We start from the raw sequence: 25,353 nt of genomic DNA on the forward strand, positions 1-25,353 counted from the left end.
TAAGAAAGGCTTCAATTCCCTAATCCTTTCAAAAGCAGGCACAAAGTTAAGGTTTTTAAGGGTTAAATGGGAGTTAATAAAAGGAAAATTGAACATTGTAAATCCCGAGGAAAAGGATTACCTTTGATTATACCATTTGGTATAATACCAAAAGGTATAATACCAAATGGTATAAAAATTTAATTATGGATCAGTCACCTTTCAAATATGGCGTCACCGTGTGCCAAATGGCTTTCACTGACCGGGAAAAGGATGCCAAAAAGCTTTATGATAACCTTACCCAAGGGATAAACACCATGCTGATTTCTCCCCGGCGATGGGGGAAATCCTCGTTGGTGGAAAAAGTCGTGAAGGATATCAACAAAAAAGAGAAGCGGATCAAAACCATCGTGATCGATTTGTTTTCGGTGGGAAGCGAGGAAGAGTTTTTGGAAATGTTTGCCAAAGAAGTCATCAAAGCTTCTTCCTCCAAATGGGAGGAGTGGGTAGTGGCCGCCCGTAAGTTCTTCAAGCAACTGGTACCGAGAATTAATATGGGGGTGGACCCTTTTAGGGACTTCAGTCTGAGTTTTGACTGGGAGGGGCTTAGGCAGCATCAGGAAGAGATTTTAAACCTTCCCGAAGAATTGGCCACCCAGAAAAACATCCAATTTATTATTTGTTTGGATGAATTTCAGAACCTGGCCTCTTATCCAGATTATGAAATATTGGAAAAGAAGATGCGTGCCCATTGGCAAAGGCACAAAAAAGTGACCTATTGCCTATATGGAAGCAAAAGGCATATGATGACCGATATTTTTAACAATCCATCTAAGCCGTTTTACAGGTTTGGGGATATAATGCTTTTGCAGAAAATCTCCACGGCCGACTGGGTGAGCTTTATTGTCAAGAGCTTTAAAAAGACTGGAAAAACTATTGACAAGCAGATCGCCACGCTGATCCCTGAGTTGATGAAGGACCATTCCTGGTATGTGCAGCAACTGGCGCATTACACTTGGCAGCTGACAGGGGAAAAAGCCGAAAAATCATTTGTATACAAAGCGTTGGAAGAGTTGATTTTTGCCAATACGCCTTTGTACCAAAAGGAGGTAGAGGTACTCAGCCCCACCCAGCTGAATCTGTTGAAGGCTGTGGTACAGGGGGAGCATCAACTGACCAGCACGGCGGTAATGGAGAGGTACAGGCTCGGCACTCCCCGCAACGTTTCCAAGAATAAAACTATCTTATTTAACAATGATGTGATCCAGGAAACCGGCTCAGGTTATGAGTTTTTGGACCCTGCCTTTCAACTTTGGTTTTTAAAGCAATATTTTAGAAAAGACTATCTGCCCTAGGCTCCCGGTAGGGAAATTCCCTTAACTTTTCTATATAGGGATAGGGCATATTTATCAGTCATGCCTGAAATGAAGTCCACCAGTCCGCGGAGGATGGCATAAGCATCTGAGCCGTCATATTCATTCAGGTCCATTGCTTCGGGGAGTAGGCGCAAGATGCTTTTATCCTGCCCGGAGTATAATTCAGGTTGGTAAAATTTATGATAAAGGGCTTTGGAAAATACATCCAGCAGTCCTTCCAGCACTTGAAAGCCCGCGGCTTCTTTTTCCAAAACAGGCTTGCTTCTATAGATTTTGGCCACCGAGATCCGCGAGATTTCCTCCAGCGCTATGGCAGATGGGATATAATCAGTCAAGGCCTGGTCAAAGGTCCCTTTTCTGATAGCCTCTTCTTTTTCAATAAAGGCATCAGCTGTTTCCCTGACCAGCTTATTGATGGCCATGGCTCGAAGGATGGCAAGTTTCTGTGAAGTGCCTTTGTATTCTTTCAACTTTTCTTCAGAAAACCTGTCTCCCAAGATGGCAGCAAACATCCTTATGCTTTCCTCCAGGCTTACCAATCCCAGCGTACAGCCGTCCTCCAAGTCAATGATGCTGTAACAGATGTCATCGGCGGCTTCGACCAGAAAGGCCAAGGGGTGTCGGAGCCAAACCTGAGGCCTAATCTCCGTAATTCCCAAATTGTCGGCCAGCAGGGAATAGTAGGCAAGTTGATCGTGGAAAAATCCGAATTTCTTTTGGCTTCTCCTCCCCTTTTCTGGATCGGGAAGGTCAGATGGCCTTGGGTATTTTGTAAATGCCGCTAGAGTTGCAAAACTTATCTTAAGTCCACTGTTTTTGGCGGTAAGCATGCGGAAACCCTGTGCATTCCCTTCAAAATTGACCATGTCGGCCCATTGGGAAGCGGAAAGGTGACCTTTCCACTGTTGACCTTCTTGGTGGAATTTGAAGAAATCCGAAATGGCATCTTCTCCAGAGTGGCCAAATGGAGGATTGCCTATATCATGGGTCAAAGCTGCTGCAGCGACTATGGCACCAATATCCGCTGATGTAATGCCTTGCTCTGAAAGGGTCGGGTAGGTTGAGAGCAAATATTCGCCAGCGATTTTTCCCAAGGAGCGCCCCACGCTGGAAACCTCTAGGCTGTGTGTGAGCCTGGTGTGTACAAAATCATGCTCCGGCAAGGGGAAAACTTGGGTCTTGTCCTGCAGGTTTCGAAAGGGTGCCGAGAAAATGATCCTGTCATAGTCCCTTTCAAATTCACTTCTGGAGTTGTCAAGTGTGGCTACCTGTTTGTCTTTGAGATCAAAACGTCCCGGTTTCAATAAGTTTTCCCAATTCATCATGCCCAAAAATAGGGAACTCTTTGCTAATCTCATTAATGAATTAGGAATTCGGGTGGCATGAAACTTGTGCTGAGCCAAAAAGTTTTAAAAAATTACCAATATGAGTAAAATAAATTTTAAGAGTATGATTTTGGGTTTGGCTGTATTGTTTATGGCTGCCTCATGTGCCCAGGATGAAGACCGATTTAACGGAAACGCCATGTTGAACATTTCCTTAGTGGATGCACCTGCTGATTACGACGAGGTGTGGATTGAGGTCTTAGGCGTGGAAGTATTGCCAAACGGCAGAAATGAAAATGAGGGATCGGCCTGGATTTCTATTCCATATGTGCCTGAGGCCGATGACAGACAGGTGGATTTGTTGACCTTGGTAGGTGATCAGATCCTTTATATTGGTTCGGAAGAGGTGCCTGCGGGCAGACTTTCCCAGATCAGGTTGCTTTTAGGAGACAACAATTATATTGTTATTGATGGTGAAAGATATGATTTGACAACACCGAGTGCACAGCAGAGCGGGTTGAAGCTGCAGGTGAACAAAGACCTTCAGGCAGGTATACAATATGATATGATGCTGGATTTTGATGCTGACCGCTCAATCGTGAGGGCTGGCAATTCTGGACAGCATATCCTGAAGCCGGTTATCCGTGTGATTACGGAAGAGTCTGCGACAATTAGAGGTAAAGTATTGCCGGTCGAGGCAAGTGAAGAGCCCGTATTGGTACATGGGATTTTGGATCAGGATACAGTAAGTACTTTCACAGATCAGAATGGTGTATTTATGCTAAGGGGTCTTACCAATGGTGCATATCAGGTAGATATTCATCCACAAACACCATTTGCTTCAAAAATTCTAACTGAAGTAGCTGCAAGCAGAGGCGAGGTGACCGATCTTGGAGAATTGGAGTTGGAGTTGGAAGCAGCGCCAGAAGAATAATGCAAGGAATATTCTAAATCTAAAAACCCGGTTAACTTTAGCCGGGTTTTTTGTGTTGTAGGGGTTCTGGATTTGGCTAAATAAGGAAACCTTCCTAAGTTTGATTATGCTATACCTCAGATTTGCAGAGATGAAACTAAAAACTTTAATATCGGCTTTTTTCCTGCCATTTATCCTTGCCAGTTGTGGACAGGATGATGAGCGTGCAGAGGGCTTGATCAACATCAACCTCATCGATGCTCCAGGAGATTTTGACCAAGCCTGGGTAGAAGTGCTGGGCGCTGAAGTGGTCATTAATGGCACTGCCCATTTCGTAGACTATGTTACGGCCAGAAAGATGGTAAATGTGAGCGACTTGGTAAATGGTATTTCACTGCAGGTAGGGCGCCGTACAGTTCCCGTAGGGCAAATGACTGAGATTACCCTGTTGATGGGCGAGGAGATATACGTGATTCGGAATGGCCAGCGTGTAAATATGCAATTCTTGAATAGCGACTCTAGGAGACTGACTCTTCCTGCGGATTTGACGATTGAAGGTGGGTTGAGCTATGACTACTATATTGATTTGGACATGAGCAGATCTATCACAAGGGCGGCTGCTGAAATATATACATTTGATCCAGTGGGTCGCGCGTTCTTGAGTCGGGGGATGACTGCCATCTCGGGCACTGTATTGCCCTTTCAGGCCGCTCCCTATATTTTTGCGGTTCGGGAAGGAGATACATTAGGTACGGTGACTAATCTCGCCACCGGGCAGTTTCAAATACGTGGTTTGACCCAAGGGGAGTACCAGTTGTTGATTCAGCCTCGAAGCGGGTTTGCTGATACCCTGATCAATTTTCCGGTTTTCATTGACTCCACCAATGCCCTTGGGGAAATCAACCTGAGAGCCATTGCCCCATGATGAAAAATGAGACGTATATGCGGCGGGCATTGGAGCTTGCCGAGCTTGGAAGGGGCTATGTAAGTCCAAACCCTTTGGTGGGTTGTGTAATTGTCTATGAGGATCGCATCATCGGAGAAGGGTATCATATTAAGTATGGCGGACCACATGCGGAAGTAAATGCCATTCGGGATGTAGAGGACCAGCGCTTGCTAACCGAATCAACTGTGTACGTCACCTTGGAGCCCTGCGCCCATTTTGGGAAAACCCCACCCTGTGCCGATCTTCTGGTAGAGAAAAGGGTGAAAAAAGTGGTAATCGCCGCAGTGGATTCCAACCCTTTGGTAGGGGGAAAAGGAATTGAAAAGTTAGAAAAAGCCGGAATCCAAGTGGAATGGGGGCTGTTGGAAAAGCAGGCTAGACAACAAAACAGCAGGTTCTTTACTTTCATGGAGAAAAAGCGGCCCTATATTCTGCTCAAGTGGGCACAGACCCGTGATGGCTTCGTGGCAAGGGCCAATTATGACAGCAAATGGATCAGCAATTCACACAGCCGGCAACAGGTCCATAAGTGGCGGGCTGAGGAACAGGGGATCATGGTCGGCACCAAAACCGCTCACTTTGATAACCCTAGACTAAACGTGAGAGGCTTGCTGGGAAAGAATCCGGTGAGAATCGTGATTGATAAAAAGCTTACATTGGACCCAAACAGCCATTTATTTGACAAAAGTATTCCGACGATTTGCTACAATCACGTGAAGAATGAGGAGATGGAAAACCTTACCTTTGTCAGGCTGGAGGAAGAATTTTCAATGGAGGCTCTGTTTGGGGACCTTTATGATAAAAAGGTTCAGAGCGTTCTCGTGGAAGGGGGCAGTTTTCTGTTGCAAAAACTCATCTCGGCAAACTTATGGGACGAAGCACGTGTTTTCACCGGAAGCCCTACATTTGGCACCGGAATTCCCGCGCCAATTATAGATAAGCCTGCCCAAAAGATTGAGGGTGTTTTTGGAGACAGGCTTGAATATTACTTTAATCATTAGTCGGTCTTCGGCCTTCCGTCTCCATGAGAAGGAAAATGTTGACTAGCATAATTTAAAATTAACATGGCAGAATCATTATATATACCAGAAGCCGCTACAAAGGCTGAGAAGTATGAGGTTATCCTCCCGCAAATCGAAGCATTGGTCGGAGGGGAAGAGGACATCACCGCCAACTTGGCCAATATCAGCGCAGTATTGAGGGAGTCGTTTGGGTTCTTTTGGGTTGGTTTCTATTTAGTAAAAGGTGAGCAACTTGTTTTGGGCCCATTCCAAGGTCCGATTGCCTGTACGCGGATCAATTTTGGAAAAGGCGTATGTGGTGCGGTCTGGAAAGAAGGCAAGACGCAATTGGTGCCTGATGTAGAGGCATTCCCAGGGCACATTGCCTGCAGTTCGGCTTCAAAGTCAGAGATTGTTTTGCCTGCATTTAAGAATGAAAAAGTCGCACTGGTACTTGATATCGACAGCGATAAATTGAATGATTTTGATGAGGAGGATGCTCAGCATTTGGAAAAGCTCATGAGAATTATTGAAAACTTTCTTTAATGGAAAAAATCAAAACTGGACTAGTAGGGTTTGGGTCAGTCGGAGAGGGCATGCATGCTCCTTTGATCCACTGGAATGAAAGCTTGGAGCTTTTCGCTGTGGTAGAGAGGCATCACGAAAAATCCAAGAAAGCCTACCCGCAGGTTACAGTTTTCAAAACGCTGGAGGCCATGCTTGCCTCCGAAGTCGAGCTAGTAGTGATCGTCACGCCCAACCATCTGCATTTTGATCAGGCCAAGGCTGCACTTGAGGCAGATAAGCATGTGGTGGTGGATAAGCCGATGTGCGTCACTGCTGGGGAAGCCAATGAGTTGAAGGAACTTGCCGAAAGAAAGGGATTGATCCTCTCAGTTTTTCAAAACAGGAGATGGGATGGGGATTTTTTGACTGTAAAGAAGCTCATGAGCTCAGATCGTTTGGGAAGGGTTGTGCATTTTGAGTCCCATTTCGACAGGTTCAGGCCTAATCCCAAAAACCATTGGAAGGAAAAGGAGCACCCAGGCAGCGGAATGCTTTATGATCTTGGCCCGCATTTGATTGATCAAGCGTTGGGGCTTTTTGGCCGTCCAGATTGGGTGTATGCGGAAATTCTCAAGCAAAGGCCTGATGCTGCCATGGATGATTTTTTTGAGATAAGTATGATGTTTGGCCAGCTCAAGGTGAGACTCACTGCCAGCATTTATGTCAATGCGCCCATTCCCAGGTTTCTTATATTAGGAGAAAAGGGAAGCTACAGCAAATTTGGGTTGGATATCCAAGAAGCGGCACTGAAGGAGGGGAAAATTCCCAATTCTCCTGACTGGGGTGTGGAAGAGGAAAGCGCATATGGAATTTTTCACGGGGAGATCCTTGAGGAAAGGATTCCCACTATACCCGGTGACTACCGGAAGTTTTATCAAAACATAGCTGAGGCTATCCAAGGTAAGTCCGGTCTGGAGGTGCTTCCAAGCCAAATTGTTGAGGGCTTGCTAATAATTGAAGCCTGTTTGAAAAGTCATGATCTTGGCCGGAGAATTTACGCCCATGAAATTTTTTAACATTTAATGCAATAATTTTTATACGAAGCTTTTTAATTTAATTTTAAAAGGTTAGTTTTAATGGCTTTAACATCAGTTTGCCATACATTTTATGGGTGAGCTGGGTTGAGGTATTGTTTTATTGTATCCCTAAACTGTTTTATAATGAAAAAGCGTTATGCCCTGTTTCTTTGGGTAGGCCTTTCGGGAGCTGTTTATGCTCAGCAGACAGCCAGTGTCAGCACTAGCCCGGCCACTACAACCCAGCAAAAGGAATTGCCCTCTCCCAAAAAGATTACCAGCGTGGAAGGCATTACCGAGTATCAACTTGACAATGGACTTCGTGTCCTGTTGTTTCCGGATGAGTCGAAGCAGACCACCACGGTGAATGTGACCTATTTGGTAGGTTCAAAGCATGAAAATTACGGTGAAACCGGTATGGCCCATTTGCTTGAACACCTGGTGTTCAAAGGCACGCCCAAGCACCCCAACATCCCACAAGAGCTCACCGAAAGAGGAGCAAGACCCAATGGGACCACTTGGACCGACCGCACCAACTATTTTGAAACCTTCAATGCCACCGAGGATAACCTAAGATGGGCTCTTGACCTGGAATCGGATAGGATGGTCAATTCATTCATAGCCAAAGAGGATCTCGAAAGCGAGATGACCGTGGTGAGGAATGAGTTTGAATCAGGAGAAAACAGCCCTTTTAGGGTATTGATGCAGAGAACCATGTCTGCAGCGTATGATTGGCACAACTACGGTAAATCTACCATTGGTGCAAGAGCGGACATTGAAAATGTCGATATTGACAGGCTACAGGCTTTTTACAAAAAGTACTATCAGCCCGACAATGCGGTATTGGTAGTGGCGGGAAAATTTGATGAGGAGAAAACCTTGGCTATGGTGAATGAGTTTTTCGGCCCGATCCCAAGACCTGAGCGTGAGCTTCCCAAAATGTACACCTTTGACCCGGTAAAGGATGGTGAAAGAACGGTAACCGTAAGGAGAGTGGGAGATGTGCAGCTGGTAATGGCTGCTTACCATATCCCGCCTGGCTCTCATGAGGACTATGCTGCTGTGCAGGTGCTCAGCAGGGTACTGGGTGCCAATCCTTCCGGAAGGCTCTACAAATCGTTGGTGGATACTAAAAAGGCAACGTCTGCTAGTTCCTCAAGCTACGAATGGAAGGACCCGGGACTATTGATGGCATTTGCCCAAGTATTGAAGGAGAAAGATCTGGAGGAAGCAAAGGAGGCCATGTTGGCCACTTTTGAAGATCTTTCCACCAATCCACCGACCGAAGACGAGGTTGAAAAGGCCAAAAATGAGATCTTGAAGCAAACTGAATTGATGCTAAACTCTTCTGAGCGAGTAGGCTTGGCATTGAGTGAGGCTATCGGAACTGGAGACTGGAGGTTGTTTTTCCTAAATCGCGACCGGGTGGAAGCCGTTACCGCCGATGACGTGAAGAGAGTAGCTAGCAAATATATGGTGCCGGATAACAGAACTGTCGGCATGTTTATCCCGACTGAGCAGCCTTTGAGAGCAGAGATTCCTGCCGCACCCAACGTGGCGGAGTTAGTGAAAGACTACAAAGGACGTGAATTGGTAGCTGCCGGTGAAAACTTTGACCCTTCACCAGCCAATATCGAGTCTAGAACAGTAAGAACAACGCTTTCCAACGGAATGGAGCTGGCAATGCTGCCAAAGAAAACCAGAGGAGAATCCGTGGAGGCGAGAATGGTCTTCAGATTCGGTGATTTGGAATCTTTGCAGGATAAAGCAACCGTTGCATCATTTGCAGGTGGTCTTTTGAACAAAGGCACATCCAATCATACCCGTGAGGAAATCAAATCCAGGTTGGATAAATTGAAAGCCAATGTATATGTAGGTGGGGGGGCATCCAGTGCTATTGTTAACATCACTACTACAAGACCGAACCTTCCAGAGGTGATGAAATTGGTGGCTGAAATGCTTCAGGACCCAATTTTTCCTGAAGATGAGTTTGAAAAAGCCAAAGCTGAAAGAATATCCGGCATCGAGTCCCAGAGAAGCGAGCCGCAGGCGGTGGCGTTCAATAGAATGCAGCGTCATACTTCCCCATATGAGAAAAGCGATCCACGCTATGTGGGTACTTTTGATGAGTCGATTGAAGATATCAATGCGGTGAGCTTGGATCAGGTAAAAGAATTCTATAAGAACTTCTATGGTGGTTCAAATGGTACCATGGCAGTGGTGGGTGATTTTGATAAGGATGAAATTGAGTCCTTGACAGAAGAGCTTTTTGCAGACTGGAAAAGCCCAGGGAAGTACACCAGAATGGAATCCAGAATGGCGGACGTTAAGCCTTTGAGAGAAAACATGGAAACTCCTGACAAGGCCAATGCTTTCTTTGTGTCTACATATCAGTTTGAAATGGATGATAGCCATGATGATTATGCGGCCTTGGTGTTGGGCAACTATATGCTGGGCGGTGGATTCTTGAACTCCAGATTGGCAACCAGAATCCGTCAGAAAGAAGGATTGAGCTACGGAGTAGGATCCAATTTCAGTGCAGGTACATTGGATCCAATAGCAAACTTCATGGCCTATGCCATTTACGCGCCTGAAAATGCGGATAAATTGGAAGCAGCTTATTTTGAAGAGATCCAAAAGGTGGTTACCGAAGGATTCTCTGAGGATGAGGTAAAAGCCGCCAAGTCTGGCTGGTTGCAGTCCAGAACTGTGAGCAGGGCGCAAGACAGCTACCTTTCTTCTGCTTTGAACAACTACCTATATCTAGACAGGAAAATGGAATGGGATGCCGAACTTGAGGAAAAAATCGAAGGGTTGACCGCTGAAGATATAAATGGCGCCATGCAGAGACATCTGAATCCGGATGCCATGCATGTGATCAAAGCCGGTGATTTTGCCAAAGCCAAACAAACAGCTGAAAATTGATTAGAAGTAAAAGGAGACCAAGTTGGTCTCCTTTTATTTTTTTAGGTAAGTTTGTGCCTTACATTCTTTACTATTTATATAAAATACTATGAAGTATACCATTTTAACTATTGCTTTTTGCCTAATTGCGATTGTAGAGTCTCAAGCCCAGATCAGTGCCGGTGTGTACAGGTTTTCTTCCAATACCTTTGCAGCGATTGGGAGTGATCCTGACCGTAAGGTTTTTGGTGAGGCCAGAATAGCCACCAGCAGCCGCATCGGCTTGGAGGGTACGCTAGGTTACAATTTTGTGCAAAGGGAGGAGGTCAATTTCTACAGTGGATTCCATCTTGGGGTAAAAAACAGCAACCGTGATGATTTCTATCTGGGGGTACCTTTTGGATTATTGTTGAAACCCTTTTCGGAAGCGCGAAATTTTGGATTCCTGTTAGAGGCCAGCCCAATTCTCCGTACGGATTCAGGAAGTGGTTCATTTAGAGCCGGAATCGGCATCAAGTATACGTTCAGGTAAAAGTTTTAATAAAAAAGCCCTTTGATAATTTCAAAGGGCTTTTTTATTAGTTTTTTAATTTGGCAATCGGAGTTCTACCTCCTTTGGTGACCTGGTTGAGCTCTACCAATATTTCCGCATCGAGAGGTAAAAATACATCGACTCTTGAGCCAAATTTGATAAAGCCAAACTCGCCGCCTTGCTGAATCGGGTCGCCCTCTTTGACGTACCATTTGATTCTTCTGGCCAAGGCTCCAGCAATCTGTCTGATTAGAAGCTTTTCACCGCTTTCTCTAGTCACTACCATGGTGGTACGCTCGTTTTCAGAGCTGGACTTTGGGTGCCAGGCTACCAAATATTTGCCCGGATGGTATTTGAAATACTCCACAGTTCCTGAGATCGGTGCCCTGTTGATATGGACATTGATGGGGGACATAAAGATCGAAACCTGCTTTCTGCGGTCATGTAGGTATTCCTGCTCCTCCGTTTCTTCGATCACTACTACTTTCCCATCTGCCGGCGCATACACCAGGGTAGGGTCTTCATTGGTGAAGATTTTTGGATTTCTAAAAAATTGGAGAATCAACAAAAACAGGACAATACTGGCTAGTAAGACAACATTGAGCAATGTGTCTTGGCCAGGGAATATTTGATGAAGGGCAACATTGATTCCCGCTAAGATCATCAACATCCAAAACAGTAATTTCTTGCCTTCTTTATGTATAGTCATTTTATTCTGATGTTAACAAAAACCGTTTAGTTTGTCAGTTTTTGGTTGGATTCCCTAGATTGCGAAATCCTTGGATAATTATAATAACCCTGCAATTTGTGAATATTTTGCGGTATGTTAAAATAAAAAATTGACCAATATCATTATTTTGCTGAAAATGAGGCCAAAAGATGGGTTCTTATTTCGGATCCCCTTTAAAATAAAATAGGATGCAATCCGAAAACTGCATCCCAAATTTATTTCGATTAAACTACTAGCTTAATAACCACCTCGGAAGGTATATGTTTTGGCAACCTTATCAATGGCTACGATATAGGCAGCGATTCTCATAGGTACATCATATTTCACAGAAGCTTTATAAACATTGTTGAAAGCTTCTTTCATGATTCTGTCAGATCTTCTGTTCACCCGCTCGGCAGTCCATTTGTAACCCAAACGGTTTTGAACCCATTCGAAGTAAGAAACAGTCACACCGCCTGCATTGGCCAAAATATCCGGCACAGCCATGATCCCTTTTTCGTTGATGATATTGTCAGCTCTGGCAGAAGTAGGCCCATTGGCCCCTTCTACGATTAGTTTAGCTTTTATCTTTTCTACGTTTTTGATGGTAATCACGTCTTCCACTGCTGCAGGTACAAGTACGTCTACATCCAGTTCAAGAAGTTCCATTGGGTCTGAAAGTTTTTCAGCGCCGGTAAAGCCTTCAAGGGTTCCGTTATTACTATCTCTGTATGCGATTGCTTCTTGGATATTTATTCCGTTGCTGTTGTGATAAGCGCCGGAGATATCAGAAACTGCAACGATTTTCAAGCCTCTTTCCTCCAAAAGAGTGGAAGCCCAAGAGCCTACGTTGCCGAAACCTTGGACGGCACAGGTAGCTTGGAAAGGGTTGATTTTAAGTTTTTCCATGGCGGCAAGGGCCGAAACCATCACGCCACGCCCGGTGGCTTCGGTTCTACCCAAAGAACCGCCCAATACCAAAGGCTTACCTGTTACCACAGCATTTACTGTAGTGCCATGTGCTTTGGAGTATTCATCCATCAACCAAGCCATTTCTCTTGGCCCAGTACCCATGTCAGGGGCTGGGATATCCTTGTCCGGTCCGAATACGTCAATCATGGATAGGGTATAAGCCCTCATCAATCGTTCGATTTCGCCGGGCGACATTTCCCTAGGGTTACATCTTACACCACCTTTACCCCCACCATAAGGGATATCTACTACTGCACATTTCCACGTCATCCAAGCTGCCAAAGCCCTTACCTCGTCCAAGTGTACGTCTGGGGCGAATCGGATACCACCTTTGGCCGGGCCAAGGATATTGGAGTGAATCACTCGGATGCCTTCGAAGACTTGGATTTTACCATTGTCCATGGTAATGGGGAGGGAGACGATTACTTGTTTGGCGGGATTCTTCAGCACGTTATAGACTTCGTCTGATAGTCCTAACTTTTCTGCTGCAATGTTAAACCTTTCCATCATTGACTCCAAAGGATTTTCTTTATCCTTTATCGGAGCCGGTTCAATGTAAGCCATATTGGGTTCTGGTTTGTTGATAACTGAAATTACTATACAATATTAAGCACTTTTTTATTATCTATAGGGCCAATTTCAAAAGATTTTCAAAAAAGCTGCAATGAACGGAGAGGACAATAATAAGCCGTCAAAACGGTCCATAAATCCCCCATGTCCAGGTAGCTTGTTTCCCGAATCTTTTATGGCAATACTTCTTTTAAACAAAGATTCTATCAAATCCCCATAAGTGCCTGCAATGACAATGATGGCTGTGATGCAGAACCATTGCCACTGCTCTAAAGCAAGAAAGAACCTTGCCAAGATCATGGCTGTGATGAATGCCGCTACGGCGCCGCCCAAACTTCCCTCCCAGCTCTTCTTAGGGGAGACCCTTTCAAAGAGCTTGGTTTTGCCGAATTTTGTCCCAGCAAAATAGGCTCCTGTGTCACTGGCCCACAAAATCAGCAATGCGCCTATGATGATCTCCGCATGGAAGGTGTCGTCTATGGCGAATGCCGACACGGTGAGCAAGCAGAAAGGTATGGCTACATAGAAAATCCCTAAAAATGTATAGGCAATTCCTGTAAATGGTTTCTTGTCGGATTTTCGGTAAAGCTTTACAAAGAATACCAAAGCGACAAGTGGAAAAATAATGAAGTAGTATTTATCGGGCAGGTTTTGCATTTCGACCAAAAAGACGAGAATAAATATGCAAAGACCGATAAAGGTTCCAAAACTCTTGAGCGGAAGCATGCCGTCAAGACCGGAGAGTTTGTAGAATTCCATTTGGCAGAAAGCCAGAATGACTCCAAAGATCAGGAAATAGGTCCATTCGCTGTAAATGGTGCCGGCAATAATGGCTGATGCTCCAATAATGGCTGTGATGACGCGTTGGGCAAGGTTGCTGTAATTGCTAATATTAAAACGTGATCTCATTCTTAATGATGTTAGCTGCTTGGAGAGCATGGTCTCTCGGGACCAGGATCTCGTAATGACCGTGAATATGGTACACGGACTCCTTTTTGTTGACCACCATGGCCATAATGCCGTGCTGCTCTAGCACGCCTTTGATGATTTCTGCCCTTACAGGCGATTCAATGGTGGTGACGGTCTGCCATCTTCCCATGAAAAGGTGAATTGTGGCTTTGATCTATAAATCTTTTAAAACTGAAAAGAAAGATGACCAAGCCGATGATTAGATAATGCCATTCCAGCTGGCTGCTGTCCTCGATATTAAACTCCACCCAGCCTATCTTGCTGAAATAAACCATTGTCACAGTAAAGGCGTTGTTCAGCACGTGAGCGGCTATCGGGTAGATCAGACTGCCGGAATAAAGGTAAAGATAACCAAATAATGCTCCTAAAAGCATTCTGGGGAAAAAACCGTAAAACTGGAAATGAATGGCCGAGAAAATCGCCGCTGTGAGCCAGATGGCCACGTGGGGGTTGCCGGTGTATTGGTGCAGCTTGGGCTGGAGCAACCCACGGAAGAGATACTCTTCGCCCACCCCTGCCAATATGCCGATTACCAGGATTCCCAAAAGAAATTCGCCAACGTTGGCAAAATCTGTGAAATATTGAGTCAGGCGCATCATTTCCGCTTCCTGGGTTTGGGCATAAATCTCAAAGCTTTTCATGAAATCCGGAAAGCTAATCTGGGTATTCCAGTAGATTACCAGGGAATTGACGGTGACAAAACTCAGTAGGATGGGGACAATTAATATGGATTGGTTGAACTTTGTGTTCTTCAATTGTTGTTTCCACCGCAGCGTGCCGCGGTCGATAAATTTGATGTAAATCAGGCTGCCGACCAAAAACCCCAGCCCGCTGCCAACGCCTTGCATGAAAAGAAAGGCCAGTCGCGCATTTGGGTGTTCGTAATTGCCGCCAAAGATATAGAGTATATCATCGACGGGAATGCCAAACAGGGGAGGGACCAGAAACAGGGATAAACCCTGCATGATGGCCATGCTGCCAAATATGATCAAAACCAGCAAAACCAGAGATAACAACCAGTTGTGTTTTTTGCCAATTTCGCTTCGGGTTTCGTAAATCTCCATAATTGCGGTAAATTTACACCAAAATTACAAATCAGTAGTGGTTAAAATAGGAAACTTGGAATTAGGGGACTTTCCCCTTTTGCTTGCACCGATGGAAGATGTGAGTGATCCGCCTTTTAGAGCGGTGTGTAAGGAGAATGGTGCGGACCTGATGTATACCGAATTTATCAGCTCGGAAGGGCTGATCCGGGATGCCGCCAAAAGCGTGCAGAAGCTGGATATATTTGAGTACGAAAGGCCAATCGGGATTCAGATTTTCGGAAACGAAATTGAATCCATGAGGGAAGCTGCCGCAATTGCCGAAGCGGCTGGTCCCGATATTCTGGATATCAATTATGGCTGTCCGGTAAACAAAGTAGCCTGTAAGGGGGCCGGTGCCGGGATTTTGCTGGATATCGATAAGATGGTTTCCATGACCGCTGAGATTGTGAAAAGCGTCAAAATTCCCGTGACGGTGAAAACCCGCCTAGGCTGGGATGAAAACACCATCCGTATCGTGGAGGTGGCCGAAAGGCTTCAGGATGTTGGCATCCAGGCCATCAGTATCCATGCGCGTACCAGGAAGCAAATGTACAAAGGGACTGCCGACTGGTCCTATTTGAATCAAGTGAAAGCCAATCCGAGACTTCATATTCCGGTTTTTGGAAATGGGGACATTGACTCTCCAGAGAAGGCGGCAGAGTACCGTCAAAAGTACGATGTGGACGGCATGATGATCGGAAGGGCTTCCATAGGCTACCCTTGGATTTTTGATGAGATCAAGCATTATTTCAAAACAGGGGAGCATTTGCCTGCCCCGGATCTGGATGAAAGAATCGCAGTGACCAAAAAGCATCTTGATTTTTCCGTAAAATGGAAAGGGGAGAAACTTGGGATATTGGAAATGAGAAGGCACTATACCAATTATTTTAGAGGTATGCCCAATTTCAAGCCGTTCCGAACCGAAATGGTGACAGCGGAGTCGTATGACCATGTTTGCTCGATCTTGGATCAGGTAGGCGAGGTATATGCCGATTATCAATTTTAATTTTAGTCTATAAAAATATTGACACCACAAACTAATCCGGAAAGAGCCCTCAAAAGTTGGCTCTTTCTAATTTTATTGGCCCTGATATGGGGGAGTTCATTTATTTTGATCAAAAGGGGTTTGCTCGTTTTTTCGCCAGGTGAAGTTGGAGCATATAGAATTGTTTCCGCTGGGCTCTTTTTATTACCCCTGTCCATCCCTCGCTTGAGGCGGCTCAATAGAAAACAGGTTTTCAACCTAATAGTGGTGGGATTTGTGGGAAGCTTTATCCCCGCCTTTCTTTTTGCCAAAGCCCAAACCCAGCTTTCCAGCTCCCTGACAGGTGTGCTCAATGCACTTACGCCACTATTTGTGGTGATAGTAGGGGCGCTGTTTTTCAATTCCCGGATCACCCAGCGCAATGCGGTTGGACTCTTGATTGCTTTTGTGGGGGTGAACCTGTTGATTTTATCCAGAGAAGGCGGCAGTGTAGGTGGCCTGTTGGATATCAATTTCTATGCGTTTTTTGTGCTTTTGGCCACCCTCTGCTATGGGGTAAATCTTAATCTCATCAAGCATTGGTTTGTCATGCTTAAACCGGTGGAGATCACGGCTATTTCCCTGATGATGGTTTTGCCAGTAGCCGCTCTGTATTTGTTTCTTGGGACGGACTTTTCTTTCAAGCTGGTCCATGAGGAGGGCGCGATGCTGGCAGCGGGGTACATTACCATCTTGGGTGTGTTAGGTACCGCAATTGCGCTGATCTTGTTCAACATGTTGGTGAAGATTGCCTCGCCGGTATTTGCAAGCACAGTCACCTACTTAATTCCCATAGTCGCTATTATTTGGGGAGTTTGGGATGGTGAAGTCCTCCTTTTAGGCCATTATTGGGGCATAGCGGCGGTTATTCTGGGCGTTTGGGTGGGCAATCGGAAGTGATTATACTCCCAAAGTAGCCTTCACCTTATTTTCCTCACTTTCGGTATTCATCATTATTAACAGTTTGTCGCCCCCCTTCAACTCAGTGAGTCCATTTGGGGTGATAAATTTTTCGTTTCGGTTAATCAGAACGATCAGGGAAGTCTTGGGGAAATCCAGCTCCCAGATCTTTTTCCCATCTATTTCAGAATCCTCCGGTAAGTCCACTTCTACCAAGGCATTTTTGAAATCCTCTGAAAGCTCCAGGTCCAACAATGATCTTCTTTTCAAACCATCCGGGACGGCAAGGGACAGCCATTTGGCCATTAATGATAGCGTAGTCGCTTGCAGGGCCACCGAGGTCAATACAATGAAAAAGACAATGTTGAAGATGATGTTAGATTTTTCAATGCCGGCAATCAACGGGAATGTGGCAAATACAATAGGTACTGCACCTCTTAAACCAACCCAGCTGATGAACAACTTGTCCCGTATTTTGTACTTGAAAAAAGCCAAGGATATAAAAACCCCTAACGGTCGGGCCACAAATATCAGGAAAAGTGATACTAAAGCTCCAAGACCAATCACCGGTAATACTTGGGAAGGAAATACCAGTAGGCCCAAGGTGATGAACATGACGATCTGCATTAGCCAGGCCACACCGTCGAAGAATTTGATCAAACTCTTCTTGTGCACCATTTTGCCGTTTCCTATGGCCAAGGCTGCCACATAAACTCCCAAGAAGCCATTACCACCTGCAAAATCAATAACTGCATAAAGCATGGCCACCAATCCCAACATAAAAACAGGGTATAAACCCTCATATTCCAAGTTGATGCGGTTGATGGTTAGCACGATTGCCCGGCCCAGCAAATAGCCCCCGGCTCCGCCAATAGCCATCTGCATGAAGAATACGGGGATAAGGTCTGAGAAAGTGAAATTGTCAATGGCGAGAATAGAGGTGAGGCCGATAGTGAGGAAGTAAGCCATTGGATCGTTACTTCCTGATTCCAGCTCTAGCATCGGTCGCAGATTACCTTTCAGTCCTATGCTTTTGGCCCTTAAAATCCCAAATACGGCAGCTGCATCAGTGGAGGAAACAATGGCTCCCATTAGCAGGCCTTCCAGCAGGGAGAATGAACTTATTGCGTGAACAAAAAGCCCGACCGAAAGGGCAGTTAGCAAAACTCCTAGCGTTGATAGAGTTAATCCAGGCCCCAGTACGGGCTTGATGGATTCCCATTTGGTGTCTAGACCACCTGAAAACAAGATGTAGGTAAGAGCTGTAATTCCGAGAAACTGGGTAAGGTTAGGGTCGTCAAAATAAATCCCGCCCAGCCCTTCCGAGCCGGCAAGGATGCCAATTCCCAAGAAGAGCAAGAGAATAGGAATGCCCGCCTTCCCGGCGGTCTTACTAGCCACAATACTCAAGATGAGCAATACTGAAGAGATAAAAAGGATGTTTTCGGGAGTAACTACCATGGCTCAAGTAAAATACAAAGGTAAGAAAAAATGGAACTGATTACATGTAAGCTTCTATTTACTCGCCTTTGAGCCTGTTGCGCCAGGCATTGGCAAGCATGGGCAGCTGCTGATAACTCATCACCCCAGCTTTTACCCCTTGGGTTTTCAGGAAGATGTCGTTTGATCTTTTACTCAGTTCATTGGAGATTGGTTTGACCTCTTCCTTGTTTTTGAGGATGGAAGACAGGTCGTTTTTGATGCCTTTATTAAGCCTAGAAAATGTCTGCCTATAAAGATTTGGGCTAATACGGTAGAGATCACTGAGCTGGTACCGCAATAGCCTCAACTGCCCGCTGTACTGGAGTAAGGGGTCATTACTGTTTGCACAAATCACCCAGCCGATAAAGTTGGCCTCCCCCTCATCAGTTACCCCGTAGCTATGGGCCATTTCGTGGGCCACGGTAAAGGGACGCTCAAGGGGGTGAAGGGCAGCATCAATGTAACTTTCCCCAGTGAAAGGAAAATAAATGCCCAATATGCCCATGCGAGTCATGAATCCAGCAGGGTAAAAAAGCTTTGTTCGAGGATGTCCGGTAAAATTGAGCCCAAGCAGGTACAGGTTTTCCCGGATGTTGGCCCTCACGATATCCTCCACTTCCTCGTAAGGCAGTGTCTCTTCAATCGCCTCTTCATCTAGGGTAAGATTTTGACGAAGTTGCACAAGTATATTACTGGTCAAATTAATTTCCCGCATGATCTCTTCTTCGCTCAAGGGGCGGGGGGAGAGGTCAAGCTGCTGAAAGATCGGCACCCGTTGATAATTGTACCCCCACAGGATGAGGAAAAAGAAAATCAGGGCACCTGAAAAATTGAAAATTGAGCGGAAAGTGTAGGCCACTTTCATTTTCACCCCCGGCTTTTGCGTCAGCAAATAATAAAAATAAATGCCAACTGCAATAAATATAGAAAGTACGAAAAGGTAGACTGTAGGGAATGGGAGTCTGGAAACGGTGAGGTCGATCACATTTCTGACTACAGGGAAAAATGTCCTGGAATATATCTCCTCCGTACGCTCCGGGTTTTGCGCTGCAAAATACCGGATGACGAGGGCAAGCAATCCTAGGAGGGCCCATGCCCAGTCTTTTCTAAACATAGATTTGGGATAATCGGGGCTAAAGGGTGAAAAACCGATGCTGTCAGTGACTGCATCGGCTTAGATTTTTTTATCAGACGCCTTCGGCTTCTACTGACGTGACTTCATTGGGAAGCATACGGGTCAGCAGATTTTCAATTCCAGCCTTTAAGGTAACGGTACTTGATGGGCAGCCTGAGCAAGAGCCTTGCAGCAACACCTTCACCACCCCATCTTGAAAGCTGTGAAAAACTATCGCTCCACCATCCTGCTCCACGGCCGGTCTGATATACTCATCCAAAATCCCTTTAATCTTTTTGACAGTCTCACTGTCGTTTTCATCGAATAGCGGATCCTTATCAAAAGCCTGAGTGACCGCTGGCTTACCAGATTCCAGGTATCCCTTTATCTGGGATCTTACATGGTCCCTGATATCTTCCCAAGCAACATCCTCTTTCTTGGTAACAGTCACAAAATTGGAAGCGATAAACACGCGGTCCACTGCAGCAAAATTAAAAAGCTCTTTGGCTAGGGGCGAGTTTTCGGTACTTTCCGCATCGGGGTAGTCAAAGCTGATTCCATCGTCGGCCAGCATGAAATTAACCACAAACTTTAAAGAGTTTGGGTTTGGATTTTCCTCCATGTAGATCTGTACCGGTCTTTTCTGTGCTTGAAGCATATATTTGTTTGTTAAAATCTATTCAGTTTATCTAATGAAAGAATGGCGGTTTTAGTTCCGGCAAATGCCCAGCTTATTTGGAATTTCCGACTTCCACCGGGGTGGTCTGCTCCTCGGGAGCGTTGGCCGTAAGGGGATTTGATCTTCTAATCAGCCCGTCAGGCAGCTCATTTTCCGTACTTGCCACTACTGTACATACGGTGGCGTCACCGGTTACGTTTACGATAGTTCTAAACATATCCAAAATCCTATCCGGGGCGATGATCAGGGCAATACCTGCTGCCGGCACATTGATGGATTCCAATACGATTATAAGCATAATTATCCCCGCACCTGGTACACCTGCTGAACCAATGGAAGCCAAAGTGGCGGTCAATACGATCATCAATTGCTGTGTTAGTGTAAGGTCCATGCCAAGCGCTTGGGCAATGAATACTGCTGCCACGCCTTGATACAAACTGGTTCCATCCATGTTGATGGTGGCCCCCAATGGGAGTACAAACGAGCTGACTTCCTCAGACACGCCAATTTCCTCTTCTACCTGCTTCATGGTGACAGGAAGAGTTGCGGAGCTAGAACTGGTGGTAAAGGCCAAAAGCTGTGCTGGACGAATGGCTTTGAAAAAATCGATATAAGGTACTTTTGTAAATAATTTGAGAATGCCTGGGTAAACCACCAAGATGAGGAAAAACAAGCCTCCCAGTACTACCAAGCTATATTTAAGTAGAGCCAACAGCAACTCCACAGCCGAATCCGGATTGTCCCCGGCAATTTCGACAATCAGGGAAGCCATCAATGCAAAGACACCGTATGGTGCAATCATCATGATGTAGCCTACAATTTTAATGATCACATCATTGAGTCCATCGAAGAAGGCGATCACCGGAGTGGCCTTGTCTTTTGGCAATTGAAGCAAGGCTATTCCCACAATGATGGCAAAGAAAACCACCTGGAGCATGCTTGCATTGTCAGTAGCTGCCGCAAACACGTTTTCTGGCACGATGTCCACCAAAGGCTGCAACGGGCTTTGTTGCTGAAGCAGTTCGGCTTCAGTAGCTTTTGAACCTGCGGTGTCATCGTAAAGACTCATCAGGTTTTCACGGGTGTCTTCAGGAAGGCTCTTTCCAGGCTTGAAAATGTTCACCATCAAAAGACCAATGGTAACGGCTAGCACCGTGGTACACATGTAGGTCAAAATGGTTTTTCCTCCGATTCTGCTCAGTTTGGAAATATCCCCCAGATTTGAAACCCCCACAATCAAGGAGGCCAATACTAATGGAACCGCGATCATCTTGAGGGCATTGATGAAAATAGTACCCACCGGCTTGATATAATCCAAGGTGAATTGCGGCGGGATGGCTGTTTTGATGACCACCAATCCGAAAATAAGACCAAGGACCAGACCGATGATGATCTGGGTATGTAAAGGGATTTTCTTAAGCATTTTTACTGAATTACTATTGGGTTTACAATTTACTCAATTTATTGAGCAATAAATGGTCAGCTAGGACTAATGCGCACATAGCTTCCACAATCGGTACCGCTCTGGGTACCACGCAGGGGTCATGTCTGCCTTTGCCCGACACCGTGACAGCTTCTCCAGCCTCATTGATGCTGGCCTGATCCTGCATGATAGTGGCCACAGGCTTGAAAGCCACCTTGAAATAAATATCCTCGCCATTCGAAATGCCTCCTTGGATGCCCCCGGAATGGTTGGTTTTGGTTTTTACTTTCCCTTCCTCGGTATAAAATTCATCGTTGTGCTGGGAGCCTCTCAATGCGATCCCGGCAAATCCACTTCCGTATTCGAAACCTTTTACCGCATTGATGCTTAGCATGGCTTTGCCCAAATCGGCGTGTAGCCGGTCAAATACCGGTTCGCCAAGGCCGACAGGCGTGTTTTTCACTACGCAGCTCACGATTCCTCCCACAGTGTCCCTTTCTTTTCGGATCAGGTCAATATAGCCAATCATTTGCTCCGCCAGGGCGGCATCGGGACACCTTACAATGTTCGAGTCGGTTTGGCTGAGGTCGAGTTGCTGATAGGGTTTGTCGAGTTTGATTTCTCCTACTTGGCTTACATAGGCGTTTATTTGCACGCCATAATGCTTGAGTAATAACTTGGCTATCGCCCCTGCGGCAACTCTGGCAGCAGTTTCCCTCGCGCTGCTTCTCCCTCCGCCGCGGTAATCGCGCAGACCGTATTTGGCCTGATAGGTGAAATCGGCATGTGAAGGGCGGAAACTCTCGGCAATATGAGAATAGTCCTTGCTTTTTTGATCCTGGTTTCGGATCAGCATGGAAATGGGGGTGCCGGTTGATTTTCCTTCAAAAGTCCCTGACAGGATTTCTACCTCATCTCCCTCTTTGCGCTGCGTGGTGATTTTGGATTGGCCTGGCTTTCTTCTTTCCAGCTCTTTCTGAATAAATGCCTCATCAATCTCCAAGCCCGCCGGGCAACCGTCTACAATCACACCTATAGCTTTGCCATGCGACTCGCCAAAAGTGCTGATTCTAAATACCCTCCCAAATGAATTGCCCATCTAGTTTATTTTTTCCTCACTATCAACACAGCCAATAGAATTACGGCTGCAACTAACAGAATATTAATAAAGGTGGAAAAATAATACTTATATCGATGGTTTAAAAGTTTATTGTCCTCTACTTCGATTAAATCGTAGATTCCCCCCAGTCGGTTTGTAGATATAGCCTGGTTGGTTTTGCTCTCGCCCGACACGGCAAGGATGGCTCCCGGTCGGAGGGTGTCATATCTGTCCAAGGCCGTGTTAAAGAATATCCATTCAAAATGGTCCTTGAGATGGATCTCCTCAGGTTCGTTAAGGCTCATGAAGTAGCTGAACTCCTTCAGGCCAGTCACTCTGCCTCGTCCCCTGTTGATCTGCTGGCGCACATTTGGATCGTAGGTATTGAGTTTTTGAAGGTTGTTTTTGCGCGGTGGCTGGATGGAGTTGATGTTTCCTTCTCCGGTGATGCCAAAAGTATAGGTCAAGCCCTCGCCGGTTTGGGCTTCCTTGCGGCTAAAGTTTTCGCGAAGTCGGAAATTCCCCACACTTACCTCATTTCTCAACGGGTGTGGAGGTAGTTTTTTGACTTTAACCTCTTTGGCCGAGGAATAAAAGGTTTTGTAATCCTCTTGGCGGTTGCTGCCAAAAAAGGAGGGGTTTTTGGCGATTTTGTATTTGATCATCTGCCAGCCTACCTGTGGGAGTTCTACTTGGCCTTCGGCAAAAGGGTAAAATGTGGCCTCGTAAACCCTGAAGCGTGTCCAGAATTTCCCGTTGATTTCGACCCGCTCCGGCTGAATATTGGTTACGTTGAAATTTTCCTCCCAGGCATTGGTAGGTTTGATTTTCCGAATAATCTCTTCAAGTTGCCTGCCTGGCTCATAAAATTGGAATGGGGCCTGATTGGATTCGGCCATGTAAAATGCTAAAGAGACATTAAAGCCTTCCCCAACATATACTTCATTTTTGTCCACTGCCATGGAAAAAAAAGCCTCATCATCTACTTCCACGTATTCTACTTCTTCCTCCCTTCCAAAAAAATCGTCAAAAGGATCTCTTCCCCTTCTTTGGGATTGCCTGGCGTCGGACACGGTGACGCTTTTTCCGTCCGAGCGGGCCTGAGTGCCGTTCACTGTCATGCTAAAGGGCTCCACGCGGTAAGTTCCTTGCCTGATAGGTTTGTAATATTGGATCACGCTATTGGTGCTCGTCATCTGCCCATTCACGATGTTCATGGAAGAGGATTGTGAGATTCCTTGCTTTTGAAATCCATTTATTTCAGGAAATTGATCGTATGATTTTATTTTTTCATTGGAAATTACTATTTTTACGCTGAACGTTTCATTGACCCCGATTTCATCCGGTCCAAGTTCTATCCGAACATCCTGGCCCAGCAGAGGCAGACAATAAAAGGATATCAGGAGTAATAGTATGGGTTTCAAATACGTTATGTTCATAGCCGGCTTTACACTTATTAACTGCAAATTAATAAGTATATTTTAAACGTAACAAACTGTTCGGGAAGCCGTATGAGATTTTAATATTATTTAATATAAACCTAAATTTAGAGAGCCATGATAGAGTACGTTAAGACCATTTTATTAAAGGTGAGTTTTGACAAAAAGCTTTTTGAAAAGGAATTGAAAAAAGGCTTAAGTTTATTGGTTCCGTCAGAAGTGCAAGAGTTCAAAACATGGTGTTACGGCACCTTCTCCAACCTTTACGGACCAGTACTAAACAAACACTTTACGCAAATAGCAGCATAAATAACTTTCAAACCTCCCCTAAAAAGGAGGTTTTTTTATGCTTGTCGGTCTTCGGTCTTTAAAATTCTTCGGTCTCCCGTCTTCCTTACTTCAAAAAATCAATATTCCTCTTCAATCCCGCCAATTTCGTTCTTTTCACGGCGGATTTCTGAAAAAGCCTTCCAAAAGTCTCCTGCGTTATTTCTTCCCAATCCCGCTTATTCATGTCCTCTAATTCTGGGTGGGGTAAAAATTGTTCTTCCTGATGGGGTTTTGAAAACCTGTTCCAAGGGCACACATCCTGGCAGATGTCGCAGCCAAACATCCAGTTTTCAAATTTGCCCTTCATTTCCGAAGGCAATTCTTCTTTTAATTCTATTGTGAAATACGAAATGCATTTTGAGCCATCCACCACTCCAGCCTGGGTGATGGCATCCGTGGGACACGCGTCTATGCACTTGGTGCAGCTTCCGCAATAATCCTTAGCCATGGGAATGTCCGGAGTAGCTTCAAGATCGATGATGAGTTCTGCCAAAAAAAAGAAGCTTCCCATTTTTCGGTTTAAAAGAAGGCTGTTTTTTCCCAGCCACCCGATTCCGGACTTGGCGGCCCATTGCCGTTCCATCACCGGTGCGGAATCCACAAATGCTCTTCCGTTGATCCCGCCAAGCTTTTCCTGCAGGTTAAAAAGAAATTCTTTCAATTTATCTTTTATGACAAAATGATAATCTTTGCCATATGCATACTTGGCGATTTTATAGTCGTCCTTGCCCTCTGGCAATCTTTCCGGAGGGTAATAATTATAGATCAGGCTCACGACCGTTTTGGCGCCGTCTACTAAAAGCCTCGGATCAAGCCTTTTGTCAAAATGGTTGGCCATGTAGGCCATTTTGCCCTGGTAATTCCGCGATAGCCACTCTTCCAGCTTGGGAGCTTCCTCTTCCAAAAAGCCTGCTCGGGCAATGCCACAAAAATCAAAACCCAGCTCTTGAGCCAGGCTTTTGATGATATGTGCATTATGGTCAGGGTTGAAGGGCATGA

General features: G+C 45.5%; 24 protein-coding genes. 11 read left to right on the forward strand and 13 right to left on the reverse strand.

Going from position 1 to position 25,353, the window contains the following annotated elements; translation table 11 throughout:
- Positions 1-185: 185 nt before the first annotated feature.
- Positions 186-1,334 carry an AAA family ATPase gene (locus KIH41_RS12855; RefSeq protein ID WP_213944538.1) on the forward strand — a complete coding sequence of 383 codons (1,149 nt, stop codon included), beginning with the start codon at positions 186-188 and terminating at the stop codon, positions 1,332-1,334.
- Here KIH41_RS12855 and dgt read toward each other — a convergent pair.
- Positions 1,331-2,713, reverse strand: coding sequence for a dGTP triphosphohydrolase (gene dgt, locus KIH41_RS12860; RefSeq protein WP_246535306.1), 1,383 nt, complete (start codon positions 2,711-2,713; stop codon positions 1,331-1,333). The two genes, KIH41_RS12855 and dgt, sit on opposite strands and share 4 nt — an antisense overlap.
- Before the next feature lie 67 nt (positions 2,714-2,780).
- Here dgt and KIH41_RS12865 point away from each other — a divergent pair, with 67 nt between their 5' ends.
- From KIH41_RS12865 to KIH41_RS12895, 7 genes are all read left to right on the forward strand, one after another.
- Positions 2,781-3,614: a DUF4382 domain-containing protein gene (locus tag KIH41_RS12865; protein ID WP_213944539.1), complete on the forward strand. Its 834-nt coding sequence runs from the start codon at positions 2,781-2,783 to the stop codon at positions 3,612-3,614.
- Positions 3,615-3,744: 130 nt separating this feature from the next.
- Positions 3,745-4,518 (forward strand): DUF4382 domain-containing protein, encoded by a 774-nt coding sequence (locus KIH41_RS12870; protein ID WP_214162637.1) that lies wholly within the window; start codon positions 3,745-3,747, stop codon positions 4,516-4,518.
- Positions 4,515-5,540 carry a bifunctional diaminohydroxyphosphoribosylaminopyrimidine deaminase/5-amino-6-(5-phosphoribosylamino)uracil reductase RibD gene (gene ribD / locus KIH41_RS12875; RefSeq protein WP_213944541.1) on the forward strand — a complete coding sequence of 342 codons (1,026 nt, stop codon included), beginning with the start codon at positions 4,515-4,517 and terminating at the stop codon, positions 5,538-5,540. Before KIH41_RS12870 ends, ribD begins: the two co-directional genes overlap by 4 nt.
- 63 nt (positions 5,541-5,603) lie before the next feature.
- Positions 5,604-6,086: a GAF domain-containing protein gene (locus KIH41_RS12880; protein WP_213944542.1), complete on the forward strand. Its 483-nt coding sequence runs from the start codon at positions 5,604-5,606 to the stop codon at positions 6,084-6,086.
- The gene (locus KIH41_RS12885) at positions 6,086-7,123 is read left to right on the forward strand and encodes a Gfo/Idh/MocA family oxidoreductase (protein WP_214162638.1); all 1,038 of its coding nucleotides are present in this window, start codon (positions 6,086-6,088) and stop codon (positions 7,121-7,123) included. Before KIH41_RS12880 ends, KIH41_RS12885 begins: the two co-directional genes overlap by 1 nt.
- Before the next feature lie 144 nt (positions 7,124-7,267).
- On the forward strand, positions 7,268-10,048 hold the full coding sequence (locus KIH41_RS12890; protein WP_214162639.1) for a M16 family metallopeptidase: 2,781 nt from the start codon (positions 7,268-7,270) through the stop codon (positions 10,046-10,048).
- Positions 10,049-10,136: 88 nt separating this feature from the next.
- Positions 10,137-10,559: an outer membrane insertion C- signal gene (locus KIH41_RS12895; protein ID WP_214162640.1), complete on the forward strand. Its 423-nt coding sequence runs from the start codon at positions 10,137-10,139 to the stop codon at positions 10,557-10,559.
- 46 nt (positions 10,560-10,605) lie between these two features.
- Here KIH41_RS12895 and KIH41_RS12900 read toward each other — a convergent pair whose 3' ends face one another.
- From KIH41_RS12900 to KIH41_RS12920, 5 genes are all read right to left on the reverse strand, one after another.
- On the reverse strand, positions 10,606-11,268 hold the full coding sequence (locus tag KIH41_RS12900; protein ID WP_213944546.1) for a phosphatidylserine decarboxylase family protein: 663 nt from the start codon (positions 11,266-11,268) through the stop codon (positions 10,606-10,608).
- A gap of 258 nt (positions 11,269-11,526) precedes the next feature.
- Positions 11,527-12,804, reverse strand: a complete 1,278-nt coding sequence (locus KIH41_RS12905; RefSeq protein WP_213944547.1) for a Glu/Leu/Phe/Val family dehydrogenase — start codon at positions 12,802-12,804, stop codon at positions 11,527-11,529.
- A gap of 75 nt (positions 12,805-12,879) precedes the next feature.
- Positions 12,880-13,719: a phosphatidate cytidylyltransferase gene (locus KIH41_RS12910; protein ID WP_213944548.1), complete on the reverse strand. Its 840-nt coding sequence runs from the start codon at positions 13,717-13,719 to the stop codon at positions 12,880-12,882.
- Positions 13,703-13,909 carry a putative signal transducing protein gene (locus KIH41_RS12915; protein WP_213944549.1) on the reverse strand — a complete coding sequence of 69 codons (207 nt, stop codon included), beginning with the start codon at positions 13,907-13,909 and terminating at the stop codon, positions 13,703-13,705. Before KIH41_RS12915 ends, KIH41_RS12910 begins: the two co-directional genes overlap by 17 nt.
- Positions 13,878-14,843, reverse strand: a complete 966-nt coding sequence (locus KIH41_RS12920) for a CPBP family intramembrane glutamic endopeptidase (protein WP_214162641.1) — start codon at positions 14,841-14,843, stop codon at positions 13,878-13,880. Before KIH41_RS12920 ends, KIH41_RS12915 begins: the two co-directional genes overlap by 32 nt.
- 37 nt (positions 14,844-14,880) lie before the next feature.
- On the opposite strand from KIH41_RS12920, the gene dusB reads away from it, so the two are divergent.
- Both dusB and KIH41_RS12930 read left to right on the forward strand, forming a co-directional pair.
- A complete protein-coding gene (gene dusB / locus KIH41_RS12925) occupies positions 14,881-15,870 on the forward strand; it encodes a tRNA dihydrouridine synthase DusB (protein ID WP_213944551.1) in 990 nt (329 codons plus the stop codon).
- 18 nt (positions 15,871-15,888) lie between these two features.
- Positions 15,889-16,788: a DMT family transporter gene (locus tag KIH41_RS12930; protein ID WP_214162642.1), complete on the forward strand. Its 900-nt coding sequence runs from the start codon at positions 15,889-15,891 to the stop codon at positions 16,786-16,788.
- On the opposite strand, the gene KIH41_RS12935 is transcribed toward KIH41_RS12930, so the two are convergent.
- The 6 genes from KIH41_RS12935 to KIH41_RS12960 all read right to left on the reverse strand — a co-directional run bounded on the left by KIH41_RS12935 (position 16,789) and on the right by KIH41_RS12960 (position 24,024).
- A complete protein-coding gene (locus tag KIH41_RS12935; protein ID WP_213944553.1) occupies positions 16,789-18,249 on the reverse strand; it encodes a potassium/proton antiporter in 1,461 nt (486 codons plus the stop codon).
- Between the two features lie 58 nt (positions 18,250-18,307).
- Positions 18,308-19,384, reverse strand: a complete 1,077-nt coding sequence (locus tag KIH41_RS12940) for a DUF3810 domain-containing protein (protein ID WP_213944554.1) — start codon at positions 19,382-19,384, stop codon at positions 18,308-18,310.
- A gap of 73 nt (positions 19,385-19,457) precedes the next feature.
- Positions 19,458-20,042 (reverse strand): NifU family protein, encoded by a 585-nt coding sequence (locus tag KIH41_RS12945; protein WP_213944555.1) that lies wholly within the window; start codon positions 20,040-20,042, stop codon positions 19,458-19,460.
- A 73-nt stretch (positions 20,043-20,115) separates the two neighbouring features.
- Positions 20,116-21,486: a dicarboxylate/amino acid:cation symporter gene (locus KIH41_RS12950; RefSeq protein ID WP_213944556.1), complete on the reverse strand. Its 1,371-nt coding sequence runs from the start codon at positions 21,484-21,486 to the stop codon at positions 20,116-20,118.
- A gap of 22 nt (positions 21,487-21,508) precedes the next feature.
- Positions 21,509-22,585, reverse strand: coding sequence for a chorismate synthase (gene aroC, locus KIH41_RS12955; protein ID WP_214162643.1), 1,077 nt, complete (start codon positions 22,583-22,585; stop codon positions 21,509-21,511).
- 5 nt (positions 22,586-22,590) lie between these two features.
- A complete protein-coding gene (locus tag KIH41_RS12960) occupies positions 22,591-24,024 on the reverse strand; it encodes a BatD family protein (RefSeq protein ID WP_214162644.1) in 1,434 nt (477 codons plus the stop codon).
- A gap of 117 nt (positions 24,025-24,141) precedes the next feature.
- On the opposite strand from KIH41_RS12960, the gene KIH41_RS12965 reads away from it, so the two are divergent.
- On the forward strand, positions 24,142-24,333 hold the full coding sequence (locus KIH41_RS12965; RefSeq protein ID WP_143959582.1) for a hypothetical protein: 192 nt from the start codon (positions 24,142-24,144) through the stop codon (positions 24,331-24,333).
- Positions 24,334-24,418: 85 nt separating this feature from the next.
- On the opposite strand, the gene queG is transcribed toward KIH41_RS12965, so the two are convergent.
- Positions 24,419-25,351, reverse strand: coding sequence for a tRNA epoxyqueuosine(34) reductase QueG (queG, locus tag KIH41_RS12970; protein WP_213944559.1), 933 nt, complete (start codon positions 25,349-25,351; stop codon positions 24,419-24,421).
- Positions 25,352-25,353 lie beyond the last annotated feature (2 nt).

This window comes from Litoribacter ruber, assembly GCF_018500185.1.
In the GTDB taxonomy this organism is placed as follows: domain Bacteria; phylum Bacteroidota; class Bacteroidia; order Cytophagales; family Cyclobacteriaceae; genus Litoribacter; species Litoribacter ruber.